14 protein-coding genes are annotated in these 13,467 nt (G+C 60.7%); 7 read left to right on the forward strand and 7 right to left on the reverse strand.

The features are described 5' to 3' along the window. Positions 1-3 precede the first annotated feature (3 nt). The 4 genes from ACGK9R_RS15490 to ACGK9R_RS15505 form a co-directional block, all read right to left on the reverse strand. Positions 4-957, reverse strand: a complete 954-nt coding sequence (locus ACGK9R_RS15490; protein ID WP_394582919.1) for a polysaccharide deacetylase family protein — start codon at positions 955-957, stop codon at positions 4-6. Positions 958-967: 10 nt separating this feature from the next. Further along, entirely contained in the window at positions 968-1,633 is a 666-nt protein-coding gene (locus ACGK9R_RS15495) for an isochorismatase family protein (RefSeq protein WP_394582921.1), read from the reverse strand. Positions 1,634-1,696: 63 nt separating this feature from the next. Further along, positions 1,697-2,590, reverse strand: a complete 894-nt coding sequence (locus ACGK9R_RS15500) for an oxaloacetate decarboxylase (RefSeq protein ID WP_394582923.1) — start codon at positions 2,588-2,590, stop codon at positions 1,697-1,699. A 10-nt stretch (positions 2,591-2,600) separates the two neighbouring features. After that, on the reverse strand, positions 2,601-3,023 hold the full coding sequence (locus tag ACGK9R_RS15505; RefSeq protein ID WP_394582925.1) for a nuclear transport factor 2 family protein: 423 nt from the start codon (positions 3,021-3,023) through the stop codon (positions 2,601-2,603). Positions 3,024-3,238: 215 nt separating this feature from the next. Here ACGK9R_RS15505 and ACGK9R_RS15510 point away from each other — a divergent pair, with 215 nt between their 5' ends. From ACGK9R_RS15510 to ACGK9R_RS15535, 6 genes are all read left to right on the forward strand, one after another. Then, positions 3,239-4,030 (forward strand): GntR family transcriptional regulator, encoded by a 792-nt coding sequence (locus ACGK9R_RS15510; RefSeq protein ID WP_394582927.1) that lies wholly within the window; start codon positions 3,239-3,241, stop codon positions 4,028-4,030. 245 nt (positions 4,031-4,275) lie between these two features. After that, positions 4,276-5,706 (forward strand): 3-isopropylmalate dehydratase large subunit, encoded by a 1,431-nt coding sequence (gene leuC / locus ACGK9R_RS15515; protein WP_394582930.1) that lies wholly within the window; start codon positions 4,276-4,278, stop codon positions 5,704-5,706. Next, positions 5,703-6,326, forward strand: a complete 624-nt coding sequence (gene leuD, locus ACGK9R_RS15520; protein WP_394582932.1) for a 3-isopropylmalate dehydratase small subunit — start codon at positions 5,703-5,705, stop codon at positions 6,324-6,326. Before leuC ends, leuD begins: the two co-directional genes overlap by 4 nt. Before the next feature lie 100 nt (positions 6,327-6,426). Beyond that, positions 6,427-7,425 carry a TRAP transporter substrate-binding protein DctP gene (gene dctP / locus ACGK9R_RS15525; protein WP_394582934.1) on the forward strand — a complete coding sequence of 333 codons (999 nt, stop codon included), beginning with the start codon at positions 6,427-6,429 and terminating at the stop codon, positions 7,423-7,425. A gap of 80 nt (positions 7,426-7,505) precedes the next feature. Beyond that, entirely contained in the window at positions 7,506-8,012 is a 507-nt protein-coding gene (locus ACGK9R_RS15530) for a TRAP transporter small permease (protein ID WP_394582936.1), read from the forward strand. After that, complete coding sequence (locus tag ACGK9R_RS15535) at positions 8,009-9,322, forward strand: TRAP transporter large permease subunit (protein ID WP_394582938.1); 1,314 nt, start codon at positions 8,009-8,011, stop codon at positions 9,320-9,322. The genes ACGK9R_RS15530 and ACGK9R_RS15535 overlap by 4 nt, the downstream gene beginning before the upstream one ends. A gap of 52 nt (positions 9,323-9,374) precedes the next feature. On the opposite strand, the gene ACGK9R_RS15540 is transcribed toward ACGK9R_RS15535, so the two are convergent. Then, positions 9,375-10,337 carry a LysR substrate-binding domain-containing protein gene (locus ACGK9R_RS15540; protein ID WP_394582940.1) on the reverse strand — a complete coding sequence of 321 codons (963 nt, stop codon included), beginning with the start codon at positions 10,335-10,337 and terminating at the stop codon, positions 9,375-9,377. 147 nt (positions 10,338-10,484) lie between these two features. Between ACGK9R_RS15540 and ACGK9R_RS15545 the strand changes: the two genes are divergently transcribed. Continuing rightward, entirely contained in the window at positions 10,485-11,543 is a 1,059-nt protein-coding gene (locus tag ACGK9R_RS15545; RefSeq protein WP_394582942.1) for an SDR family oxidoreductase, read from the forward strand. A gap of 105 nt (positions 11,544-11,648) precedes the next feature. On the opposite strand, the gene zigA is transcribed toward ACGK9R_RS15545, so the two are convergent. Together zigA and ACGK9R_RS15555 are read right to left on the reverse strand one after the other, a co-directional pair. Continuing rightward, entirely contained in the window at positions 11,649-12,869 is a 1,221-nt protein-coding gene (gene zigA, locus ACGK9R_RS15550) for a zinc metallochaperone GTPase ZigA (protein ID WP_394582944.1), read from the reverse strand. A 205-nt stretch (positions 12,870-13,074) separates the two neighbouring features. After that, entirely contained in the window at positions 13,075-13,437 is a 363-nt protein-coding gene (locus ACGK9R_RS15555; protein WP_394582946.1) for a helix-turn-helix domain-containing protein, read from the reverse strand. Positions 13,438-13,467: the final 30 nt, after the last annotated feature.

A 13,467-nucleotide genomic window follows, 5' to 3' on the forward strand; every position in this document is an offset into this window, starting at 1 on the left:
GGGTCAACCCTCCCTGCTGGCAGTGGTGGACTGGGCCTGGATGCTTTCGAGCGCGGCATCGAAATAGTGCGCGCGGTAGTACTCGGCGATTTCCCGGCCGGTGGCGACCCACACGTCGGAATGGCCGGTAATGTACTCGAGCGCCTCCTCGAACGCCTTGATACGGTGCGGGCAGCTCACTTGGTAGTTGTGGGTGGGAATGCACATTACCGTGCCGGACTCGGCGCCTTCCTCATACAGGCGGTCGAAGTGGCGCTTGAGCATGGTGGCGTACTGGCGCGGCTCGACCTTGTTCACCGCGTAGACGATGGTGTCGTTCATTTCCATGGAGTAGGGCAGCGAGATGAAGCGCTTACCAGAGCGCACGCGCACCGGCGTAGGCTGGTCGTCGTGGAAAAGATCGCAGGTGTAGAGCCCGCCGCGGTCACCGAAGAGCTCCTCGCCCACTTCGGCGAACAGATCCAGCGTATGTTCGGAGTGCGATAGCGCTGGCGCGAGATAACCGGCGCAGGCCTGGCCGGTGTGGCGGTGGATGGTTTCCATGCTGTCGCGGATCATCGCCCGCTCCTGAGTCTCGCTCAGGCCGTAGGTGTAGCGCGTGTTGTAGATGCCGTGGCTGAAGAACTCCCAGTCGCGCTCGCGGCACATCTGGATGATCTCCGGATGGTGCTCGCAGAGCGCCGTCGACAGCGACACCGACCCGCGCACGCCGTACTTGTCCAGCAGCTGCATCTGGCGCTGGTGGCCCACCCGGTTGCCGTAGTCGCGAATGCTGAAGCCGGGTACCGACGGGTGCGGGTGCGGCCAGGGTTTGCGGCTCGGGTTCTGGGGCGGGTCGAGCTCATAATATTCGATGTTGGGCGCGACCCAGAAAGCGACTTTTGCGCCCCCGGGCCAGGTGATTTTCGGGCGCTGGTCGTAGGCCCAGTAGTCGTAAACGTCCAGGGATTCCTTCATTGCTCGCTCCTTACGCCTCGCCTTCGAGCCACGCCAGCACATCATTGACGGGCAGCACGTCGGCGTATTTCAGGTGCAGATCGGTCAGGTTGGCGTAGTGGTAGCTCTCGTGCTTGTCGGCCACGCACTCCATCGGCACGATCGTGCGATAGCCGCGGGACAGGCTGTCGACGGCGGTGGCGCGGATGCAGCCCGAGGTCGAGCCGCCGGTGATGATCACGGTATCCACCTGATGCCAGACCAGAAGCGACTGAAGCGGCGTTTCGAAAAACGCAGACGGCATGCGCTTGGTGTAGATCACGTCACGCGAGCGATCGATCTCGGCGCGCTCGTCGAACTCGGCGCGTTCGGAGCCGTACTTGATGTTCTGCAGCGAATCCGGGGTATCGGTGCGCGTGCCCCACACGCCGGCGTCTTCGGCGGAGTCGAGAAACGCCACGTGGGTCCAGACCACAGGCCAACCCTTGGCGCGAAAGCCGCGGGCCAACTGATTGGTGTACTCGAGCTGTTTCGGGTCGGTCTCGTAGGCGGTCTTGAAAAGATCCGTGCGGGTGTACGCCTTCTGCGGGTCGACGTTGACCAGCACCGCCTTTTTGCCAAAGCCGAAAGGCACCCGCTGCGGGTTGGCCATGACGTCATGAAAGATCTCTTTGGCTGTCTTGTCCGTCGTTTGCATTGCTGTCTCCTGAATGAGTTGTTGTAAAGTCACTTTTTAACGGGGTCTGCCCGGCGCCTGACCTCAGCGCTCTTCGTAGCGCTGCCCCAGTTCGAGCATTTTTTGGGTGCCCAGGTAGTCGTTGAGCTCCTTGAAGTCGAGCATCCGGTCGCGGAAGGCGTCGGTGGTGCCGTCCTGTTTCAGCGTGGCGAAAAAGCGGCTCGCCATATGGGTGATCGCGCGCACCAACGCCCCCGGAAAGATCACCAGCGAAAAGCCGAGTGCTTCGAGTGCCTGGGCGTTCTGCAGCGGTGTGTCCCCGCCTTCCACCATGTTGGCCATGATCGGCACCTTGCCCTTGAACCGGGACATGATCTTGTCGATATCCTCATCGGTGCGGATGCCTTCGATGAACAGCATGTCGACGCCGGCCTCGAAATAGGCCTGGGCGCGCTCGATGGCGCTTTCGGTGCCTTCCACACCCAGCGCATCGGTGCGCCCGATGATCAGCGTGTCGTCGCTTTGCCGGGCGTCCAGCGCTGCATGCAATTTTCCGACCATTTCACCTTTCGATACCAGGGTCTTGCCGCGCAGGTGACCGCAGCGCTTGGGGTAGGTCTGGTCCTCGAGCTGAATGGCGTTGGCCCCGGCGCGCTCGAGCAGGCGTACGCTCCGCATGACGTTCATGGCGTTGCCAAAGCCGGTATCGCAATCCACGACGACGGAAAGGTTCGTGCGCTCGCGAATGTGTGACATGGCGGTGCAGATTTCGGTAATACTCAAAAGGCCAATGTCCGGCCGCCCCAGCTGGGTGTAGGCGAGGCTGGCGCCGGACAGGTAGACCGTATCGAAGCCGGCCTGCTCGGCAAGCGAAGCACCGAGTGCATCGAAGACGCCGGGAGCGACGACGATCGAAGGGTCCTGTAAAAGGCGTGCAAGGCTAAATGGTGCGGTGGAAGTGGTTTCTTGGCGTGTCATAAGGCTCTCTTCAGGAAGGTAGGGTGCCCGCAGGGGCAAAATGGGGGCGCGCAAGCGCCAGGTCGTTCCAGACTTGTTGACGTATGATCGCGCCATCCTTTAGCTCGAAACGGTCGATGAAACGTACGTTTGAGGACGTCGTGTCATCCTGCCAGATCACCTCGAGGACGCCGTGGCAGACCACGGTGGAGCCCTTAGGCGTGGCGCAGTGATCAACCCCGTGAAGGGTCTTGCTCACTTTCTGGTAACGGCTGCTCGCCCAGGCCACGACCTCCTCGAGGCGCGTCATGGTCGGCGCGCCGGGAAACTCCAGCGTCACGTGCTCGGCGAGAAAACGCCTGGCGTTCGTCAGGTCACGCGATTCCATGGCAGCAAGAAACGCGAGTACCTGCATCTTGTCGTCGTCATGGCGCTCGCTCGAGTTATTGTTCATGGCTTGCCTCATGGCGTTCGATCGCCGTTACGTGATGCCTGTCCACCGTGGGAATCAATGGGGAAATGGCCTCGTTGGCGGCGTATGCTACGAATGAAAGAGTCGTTTAAATGTATTAAATTTGATACATTTTTATGTCTACTATGTGGGGCGCGTCAAGTACGCTTTATAATTTTTGACGATAGGGAGTGAGTAGACGTGGGGAGAACAAGAGGATGAGTGCGTCGCACACCTTTGCCGTAGGGGGGACGAAGTCGCATCGTATCTATCTGCTGCTCAAGGATGCGATTCTCAGTGGCCGGCTTTGCGCGGGCGATAAACTTCCGGGAGAAAACAGGCTGGCCGAGCAGCACGGCGTATCGCGGGTAACGGTGCGCCGCGCCATCAAGGCGCTGCAGGCGAGCGGGCTGGTCGAGCGCAAGGCGGGTGTGGGCACGGTGGTACTCAAGCAGCCGCTGGACGCCACGGTGATGACGGCGAACGTCTCGAATCTGATGCCCAACATGGTGAAGATGAGCCAGGCCTCTCAGGTGCGACTGCTGGAGTTCGGCTATGCGCCGCCGCCGGAGACGATCGCCGAACGCCTCGGCATGGCTCCAAACACCAAGGCGCAGCGTTCGGTACGTGTGCGCCTGGTCGACGGCAACCCGTTCTCCTATCTGATCACTCACGTACCCGAAAACATCGCCCTGCACTACAGCGAGGCGGATTTGGCCAATACGCCGCTGTTCGTGCTGCTCGAGCGCAGCGGCGTCAAGGTGGACCACGCCTCGCAGTCCATCTCCGCGACGCTTGCAAGCCACGATCTCGCTCAGGCGCTGGAGGTGACGGTCGGCTCGCCGCTGATCTCTCTGACACGTGTCGTCTTCGATGAAAAGGGCCAGGGGGTCGAACATCTCGAAGCCTTCTATCGCCCCGACCGCTACCGTTTTCAGATCGATCTCGAGCGAAACGGCGACGACAGTTCGCGCTACTGGGAACCTCGGGTCGGCGGTATGCCGACATGATCGACCTTTTGGATATTGAATCATGCTACGTGGATGTATTATTTTTAATACAGATTTAAAAAATAATAAAATACATTTGACCGGCGATCTGAAACTGCGCTAGTTGTATTGGAAACGACAGCGGGAAACGACAGCGGCGACCTGTTCGACGAAGAAGCTATCGCGACAGACAGAACGACTAGCCGATCACGCAAATATCAAATAATCAGTGCCACTCAATGGCACAGGCCGGGACAGCGAACGTGATGAGCACTCCCCAGACGCTTTTCGACAAGGTGTGGTGCGCCCATGAGGTGCACCGCAGTGATAGCGGTCAAAGCCTTTTATGGATCGATCGCCACTTCGTTCACGAAGGCTCCTTTCACGCCTTCAATAAATTGGGTGAGCGGCACCTTCCGGTGGCCCAGCCCGCCTTGACCTTCGGGATCGCCGATCACTACGTGCCCACGCTTTCGCGCACGCTCAATGAAGTCGATGATCCCAAGGTCCGGTCGATGATCGAGCAGTTGACCGACAATACCGCCCGCCATGGCGTAACACTGTTCGGGCTCGATGATTCTCGGCAAGGGATCGTTCACGTAATGGGCCCGGAGCAGGGACTGACCCAACCCGGGCTGATCATGGTCTGCGGCGATAGCCATACGGCGACCCACGGCGCGTTTGGCAGCATCGCCTTCGGCATCGGTGCCTCGGAAGTGGCGCACGTATTGGCTACGCAAACCCTCTGGCAGACCAAACCGAAAGCGATGCGCATTACCCTGGAGGGGCAGCTATCGCCGGGCGTGACGGCCAAGGACATCGCGCTGACCTGGATTGCACGACTGGGCGCGGACGGCGCTCGTGGTTACGCCATCGAGTATGCCGGCGAGGCGATTCGCGGGCTGTCGATGGAAGCCCGACTGACGCTTTGCAACCTTTCCATCGAAGGGGGCGGGCGTTGCGGCATGATCGCCCCGGATCAAACCACGTTCGAGTACCTCAAGGGCCGCCCCTATAGCCCTACCGGCGAGGCGTTCGATAATGCCTGCGCCTACTGGGCGACGCTTGCAAGCGACCCGGGCGCCGAGTTCGATCGCGAAGTCGTGATCGACGCCGGCGAGATCGTGCCGACCGTAACCTGGGGCGTATCGCCGGAGGAGGCGCTGCCGATCGACCGCTGCGTACCCGAGCCAGACGATGCGGACGATCAGGCCAGAGCGCGCCAGATTCGCGACAGTCTCGACTATATGGGACTCACGCCGGGCCAAAAGCTTACCGACATCGTCATCGATCGGGTTTTCATCGGCTCGTGCACCAATGCGCGTATCGAGGATCTTCGCGCCGCCGCGGCCGTGTTGAAGGGGCATAAAAGTCGCGTACCCGGCGTCGTCTCACCCGGGTCGACCCAAGTGAAAGCCCAAGCTGAAGCCGAAGGGCTTGATCGTATCTTCATCGACGCGGGGCTCGAGTGGCGCCATTCGGGCTGTTCGATGTGCGTGGGAATGAACGGCGACATGGTACCTCAGGGCGAGCGCTGCGCCTCGACCACCAACCGTAACTTCAAGGGGCGTCAGGGACCGGGTGCGCGCACTCATTTGATGTCGCCCGCCATGGTCGCCGCTGCCGCCCTCCAGGGGCGGCTGACCGATATTCGCACGTTGGCGCCAAGCGCTCACACCGACGGGGGGCACGCATGAAACCCATCGAGATTTTAACCACCACGGGCGTCGGCTTGCCGCACGCCAACGTGGATACCGACCAGTTGATCCCCGCGCGTTTCATGAAGGAGCCGCGCAGCGTCGGTTACGGGCAGTTTCTTTTGTTCGACGTGCGTCGCGATGCCCACGGCGCGCCCTCACCTGACTATCCCCTCAACCAGCCCGGCGCCGATGAGGCCGAAGTGCTGGTGAGTCGCCGCAACTTCGGCGCAGGGTCATCGCGCGAAGCGGCGGTTTACGCGCTGGTCGACGGCGGTTTTCGCTGCGTCATCGCGCCGAGTTTCGGCGATATTTTCGCCTCCAACGCGGTCAATAACGGGCTTTTACCGGCGGTGGTCGATGAGAAGGACGCCGAGCGCCTGCTGGCCGCGCTGAGCGACGCTGCCCCGATGACGGTCGATTTGATCGAGCAGCGTATCCGGCTGGGCGATCTCGACGTGGCGTTCACTATCAACCCGGTATGGCGCACCAAGCTACTCAACGGTTGGGACGATATCGACATGACGCGTCAGCACGAAGACGCTATTCATGAATTCGCCGCGCGCTATCACACCCGGTTTCCTTGGGTCGAACCGCCGCGTTTGATCGGCAAGGGATGAACGAGCGCCGAATGCTTCCAGGCGACACAACAACACACGCACGCTTCGCCAGTCACTATAAAAATCGCAACCAACGACACTTACGTGCAGGAGACAGTCAATGAAAAAAGTAGCCTTGAGTCTTGGAGTACTCACCGCGATCGCCTCGAGCCAGGCACTGGCACTCGACCAGATCACCGCGGTCCATGCCTTTCCGCCTTCGCTGATCTATACCCAGAGCTTTCTCGAGTTCGTGGATAAGGTCAACGAGCGGGGCGAGGGCGTGGTGCAGATCAATGTGCGCGGCGGCCCCGAGGTCATCGGACTCTCCGAGCAGCCCGATGCGGTGCGTAACGGCGTCGTCGATATGGCTTACACCGCGGCAAGCTTCTACGCCGGTACCGTTCCCGAGCGCGATGCGATGGTGGCCTCGAATACCAACGCGATCCATGCTCGTGAAAATGGCGGTATCGACCTGCTCAACGAGATTCATCAGGCCAAGATGGGCACCTACTACCTTGGCTGGTTCGATAGCGGCGTCAGCTATAACCTCTATACCATCGAAGAGCCAAAGCTCGACGCAGAAGGCAATCTGAGCATTTCCGGCCTGCGCCTTCGCAGCAACCCGGTGTACGACGCCTTCTTTCAGGATTATCTCGACGCGCAGCCGATCAGCCTGCCTACCACCGACGTCTATTCGGCGCTCGAGCGCAGCGTCGTGAACGCCACCGGCTGGACGCAGATCGGACTAAAAGATCTCAACTGGGACCGCTTTCTCAACTACCGCATCGATCCTGCGTTCTTTTCCACCGATATGGGTGTGATCGTCAACCTGAACAAGTGGAACCAGCTAAGCCCCGAGTCTCAGGAAATTCTTCAGGAAGTTGCGATCGAGCACGAGCGTGACAGCGCCGAGCAGCTGGCCGAGCGCGCCATCGAGCAGCAGGCCGAGCTCGAAGAGGACGGGATGAACGTCGTGACGTTGGAAGGTGAGGCGGCTCAGCGCTATGCCGACGCCGCTCGCGAGGCGACCTGGGCGCGCATGAAAGGCCAGATGGAGCGTCACCCGATGGGCCTTGAGCATTACGATGAGCTGATCGAGAAGTTCAACGATCTGTAACGTAGACGGCCCTTAACGCACGCAAGACGCCGGCCACTACACCGGCGTCTCTTCAGGACGCCAACTGTCTCGGGGTTTCCATGCGCTATGCACAACGCGGCTATCTCTGGCTGCTCAACGGCATGGCACTGCTTGCTGCCATCATGCTGGTATGGCTGATGGTGGCGGTGGTGCTCTCGGTCGTGATTCGTAACCTGGGGCTACAGCCCTCGGCGTGGTTTTTTCTTTCCACCGAGTACGCCATGTTCTACCTGACGCTTTTGGGTGCGCCCTGGCTTGTGCGTCAGAAAGGGCATGTGCATATCGAGCTGCTCACATCGGTACTGCCGCTACCCATGCTCAATGTTCTCAGCCGAGCGGTTGCGCTGGTCTGCGTGCTGGTCAGTGTGGTGCTCGCCTGGAAGGGGCTGGATCTTTTCTTGCTCAATATCGAGCGCAGCGACTACGACGTGCGTGCGTTCTTCGTACCCAAATGGATACTCACCATCGTTTTTCCGGTCAGCTTTACCCTGATGGCGGTCGAGTTCGGTCGTTTCGTCATCGGCCCGGAAATTCTTCACAGCGGCGAAGCGGGGATCAAGGAATGATGGAATGGTATCTGGCGCTGGCGTTTCTCCTCTCGCTGATCCTCTTTTTCATGGCGGTGGGTACGCCCATCGCACTCGCCTTTCTCGCCGCCAACGTGATCGGTGCCTGGCACTTCATGGGCGGGCAGGCGGGCATCACCCAGATGCTCAATAACGGTTTTGGCGCGCTTTCGAGCTTCAACCTGGTGCCGATTCCGCTGTTTCTCTTGATGGGCGAGCTGTTCTTTCGCACTGGGCTCGGCATGAAGATGTTCAACGCCGTGGACCGGCTGATGGGCAAGGTGCCCGGACGGCTTTCCTACGTCACCGTGGTGGGCGGCACCGCCTTTTCCACGCTTAGCGGCTCCTCCATGGGCTCGACGGCGCTGATGGGGTCGCTTCTGGTGCCGGAAATGGAGCGTCGCGGCTACAAGAAGAAGATGGCGATTGGCCCCATTCTGGGCACCGGTGGTCTTGCGATCATCATTCCACCCTCGGCGCTCGCGGTGCTTCTCGCCACGCTTGCCAGAATCGACATAGGGGCGCTGTTGATCGCCGGTATCATCCCGGGGCTGACGCTTGCCGGCTTATACATGGTGACCATCTTCATTCAAACCAGGCGTGATCCACAGGCCGCCCCGGCCTACGAGCTCGAGCCGGTGCCGCTTGCGGCCAAGCTCAAGCTGATCGTTACCGATATTTTGCCCATGCTTAGCGTCATGGTGATCATCGTCGCGCTCATGCTGATCGGTTTCGCCACGCCGTCCGAAGCCGCCGCTTTCGGCGCGCTGGGTGTGATCATTCTGGGATTCGCGTTTCGCTGCATGACCTGGACGGCGTTCACTCAGTCGGTGGTCGGGGCGCTCAAGGTCACGCTGATGGCGTATCTGATCGTGTTCGGCTCGGCGACCTTCAGCCAGCTTCTGGGATTCTCCGGCGCCTCGGGTGGGCTGATCCGTTGGGCGACCGGGTTCGATCTATCGCCGCTTCTGATGCTGTTGGCGATGTTCGCGGTGCTTCTGGTGCTGGGCACCTTCATGGAGCAGATCTCGATCATGATGCTGACCGTACCGATCTTCTTCCCGCTTGCTCAGGCGCTCGGGTTCGATTTGATCTGGTTCGGCGTGGTCGTGCTGCTGGCGCTTGAAATCAGCTTCTCCACGCCGCCTTTGGGACTCTTGCTGTTCGTCATGAAAGGGGTAGCGCCACCCGGCACGACCATGCGGGAAATCTACTCGGCGGCGATTCCCTACATCTTCTGCTCGATGCTGCTCGTCGCTCTGCTGGTCATCTTTCCGGGGCTGGCTACCTGGCTACCTCGAATGCTTTAGAAGCGAAACGTTAAAGAGAGGCGCCAGCCTCTCTTTTTTTGTGATGATGTCTTTATCGGTGAACGTATGGCGGTGTTTCGTTCGCTATTCGCTCCTGCCAGCGATCCCAGGGCGGTACGTCGCCCAGCTCTTCGAACAGGTGCTCCAGAAAGGCGCTGACCTTGGGCGCGGTCAGGCGTCGCTGGCCGTACAGGACGTGGATGTCGCGCCGAGCGGGGGCCACTTCGCCACGCCACGATGGAAGTACGGGAATCAGCGCCTGACGGGCGAGCTCGTCGGCGATCAGCCAGGTGGGAAACATCACCAGCCCCTGGCCCATCAACGCCGCCTGCAGCAGGCTCTCGGCGCTATTGCTGTAAAGCGAGCCTTCTACCTTGCAGATTAGGGGGCGGCTGGCCTTCGGCTGATCGAGGTACCAGCGCTGGCGCCCCATTTCACCCTGGTAGAGCAGGCAGTCGTGCTGGCAAAGCGCCTCGGGCGTCTGCGGCGCTCCGTAGCGTTCAAGGTAGGCAGGGGCGGCGGCCACCACGTAGTTCATGGGCGCCAGGCGCCTTGCCACCAGCGTGGTGTCCGAAAGCTCGCCGACCCGAAAGGTGATGTCGATACTCTCTTTGACCGGGTCGGTGAGCTGGTCGGTCAGCATCAGTTCCGCCTTGATGGCGGGGTAGCGGCGCTGAAAACGGTGCAGGATCGGCACGATTTGGCGCTGGCCGAGGGCGACCGGCGCATTGATGCGCAAAAGCCCGGAAGGCTCGCTGCCCGGCGCTTGAAGTGTCTCCGTCGCCAGATCAAGTTGTCCAAGGATGTCGCGGATATCGCGGTAGTAACGCTCACCGGCCTCGGTCAGGGTTACCGCACGGGTGTGGCGGTAAAGAAGCTGCTGGCCAAGCGACTCTTCCAGCGCCGTGATCTGGCGTGAGATGGATGATACCGCGCGATGAAAGTGGTGGGCGGTCGCCGTGAAGCTGCCGGTGGCGGCAACGCGTTCAAAAACGCGTAGAGCGTTGAGATCCATCGAGTTGCACCTGATGCAATAAATATTTGCGATTTTTCCAATTGTAGCAATTAACGTCTCTTACCAGAATGAAGGCCATCGCTCGCCATGAAAAGGTCGCAAGGCTCGGAGAAAAGCGGGCAGTACACGTTCATCGAAGGAGGCATCATGCGTAAAGGTAATGCGCTCGTAGTAGGCGCCACCGGCATCACCGGCGGCAATTTGGCAAGCTATCTCAACGCCAGCGGCTGGACCGTTTACGGTCTGTCGCGTCGTGCGACCGAGCAAAGCGGCGTCATTCCCGTCACCGCGGATCTGCTCGACCGCGAGGCGACCGACAAGGCGCTGGCCGACCTTCCCATCACTCACGTTTTCTACTGCACCTGGATCAAACGGGACAGCGAAAAGGAGAACGTCAAGGCCAACGGCGCCATGATGCAGAACCTGCTCGACGCCCTGCAGGATAGAAAAATCCAGCACGTCTCGCTGGTCACCGGTACCAAGCAGTACCTGGGCTCTTTCGAGAGCTATGGCAGCGGTAAGGTGGAGACACCGTTTCGCGAGTCCGCACCGCGCGTGCCCGGCGATAACTTTTACTACGCGCTGGAAGACACGATGTTCGCCGCCGCCGAGCGCGACGGGTTCAGCTGGAACGTGCACCGTCCGCACACGGTGATTGGCTACGCGGTGGGTAATGCCATGAACATGGGTACGACGCTGGCCGTCTACGCCTCGATCTGCAAGGAAACCGGCCAGCCGTTCACTTTCCCGGGCTCGCAGACCCAGTGGAACGCGCTGACTGATTTGACCGACGCGCTGGTACTGGCGCGCCAGATGGAGTGGGCGGCCACCACGCCGGGCGCGCACAACGAGGCGTTCAACACCGTCAATGGCGATATCTTCCGCTGGCGCCGGATGTGGCAGGAAATCGGCGAGTTCTTCGAGCTTGAGGTGCCCGAATGCCCCGCCACGCCGCAGCCGCTGGAAGAGCAGATGAAGGATAGCGCCGGTGTCTGGCAACAGATCGCCGAGAAGCACGACTTGGCCGAGCCGGACGTCGCCAGGCTCGCCTCCTGGTGGCACTCCGATGCCGACCTTGGCCGCGAGCAGGAGTGCGTCAACGACGTAACCAAAATGCGCGATTTCGGCTTCGATCACTTCCGCGAAACTCGCGCCGCGTTTTTCGATCTATTCACTCGCCTGCGGGCCGAGCGTCTCATTCCCTGAACTTGATCGGTGCACGAAAGGGGCCTGACGGCCCCTTCTTCGTTTTTTGGTCAGTCCCGAATTTACGACACCGATCGTCATGAGCGCGGCGTTGAGGCCGCGTGCTCAATCCCAGGCTGGAAACGGATCCGGCAGCGCCTTCCAGGCATCGAACCCCTCCAGCAGTTCTTCCTCGCTCAAAAGGCAGTCGTCCAGAGCGGCGCGCATGCGCGCCTGATCCATGTTCTGGCCGATGAACACCAGCTCCTGGCGCATGTCGCCGAAGGGCTCTTCCCATGTTTCCTCGATGAAGCCGCGATACTCCGGATCGGTAGGCCAGCGCGATTCGGGAATCGCTTTCCAGAACATGCCCGCGACGCCGTGATGAGCAATGCCGCCGGCCTGGCTCCACTGGCCCGCCCACTGCGGGCGGCTGGCCAGCCAGAAGAAGCCCTTGGAGCGCAAGAGGCGCTCGCCGAACCACTCTGCGTGCAGCAGATCATGAAGTTTGGCCGGATGGAAAGGGCGGCGCGCGTGGTAGGCGAAACTCGAAATGCCGTACTCTTCGGTTTCCGGCACGTGCTCGCCGCGCATCTCCTTGAGCCAGCCCGGCGAGCGCTGGGCGCGCTCGAAGTCGAATCGCCCGGTATCGAGCACTTTATCGAGCGCGACGCTGCCCTGGCGGATCGGTACGATCTCGGCGTCCGGGTTGAGGGAGGTGAGCACCGCCCTGAGCGAGGCGAGCTCGGACTCGCTCATCAAGTCGGTCTTGCTGATCAGCAGCACGTCGCAGAACTCGATCTGGTCGACCAGCAGGTCCGCCACGTTGCGTTCGTCCTCATCATTCAGGCTTTCGCCGGCCTCGGCCAGGCTCTGGGCATCGCGATACTGGGTCAGGAAGTTGGCGCCGTCGACCACGGTTACCAGCGTATCGAGCCACGCGACCCGGGAGAGGCTCTCGCCGCTTTCGTCCTCGAAGGTGAAGGTTTCGGCGACCGGCAGCGGCTCGGAAACGCCGGTGGATTCGATTACCAGATAGTCGAAGCGGCCTTCGCGGGCGAGCCTGCCGACCTCGATGAGCAGGTCCTCGCGCAGCGTGCAGCAGATACAGCCGTTGCTCATCTCCACCAGTTTCTCGTCGAAGCGATTCAGCGTGACCTCCTCATCCCCGATTTCCGGGCCGCCGCGCACCAGCGCTGCGTCGATGTTGACCTCGCTCATGTCGTTGACGATCACGGCCACGCGGCGCCCTTCGCGGTTGGCCAGAATGTGGTTGAGGACGGTAGTTTTGCCGGCGCCCAGAAAGCCCGACAGCACGGTAACGGGAAGTGGTTTGAATGCAGACATCACGGTCGATCTCGGTCGCTATTGGTAATGTGATAACATAACATTTATATATGGATTTAACCAGCGACCCTGGCGTTAAAGCGCAGGCAAGCTTCCCAACAACATGCCGATCAAGACGTTGTGCCGGGCGATGAAAAACGTTGGATGAATGCAGTCAGCACCCAATGAAGACGCTGCAGGTAAGCGGACCCGGGCCCGAAGATAATCAGCTTTCGCTGGCGGGCGGCTCACGAAAGCGCGCCGCCAGACTTTCGGTGATCTCGATTATCAACTGACGATCTCCATGATCGAGCGGTGCCAGCAGGCCTTTCAGGCGCGTCGTCTGGTCGTGGGTCTGGTCGCTCGCCTCGCCCAGAAGCTCGGCGGTTTCGCAGTCGAAGATGGCCGAGAGCTGCATGAGTCGTACAACGTTGGGGATGACGCGGCCTCGCTCGATGCGCGACACGGCTTCGTTGCCGATCCCTAGTCGCTCGGCCACTTCCTCCTGAGTCAGCCGGCAGCGGATACGTCGTTTGGCGATCGCACAGCCAATGTGGCTGGCTATACGTCTCTGTTCTGTCTTGGTCACTTTATCCTCCCTGTCATGAAGAATAGTTCA

This window comes from Halomonas sp. HNIBRBA4712 (genome assembly GCF_043558675.1).
Taxonomy (GTDB): Bacteria; Pseudomonadota; Gammaproteobacteria; order Pseudomonadales; family Halomonadaceae; genus Vreelandella.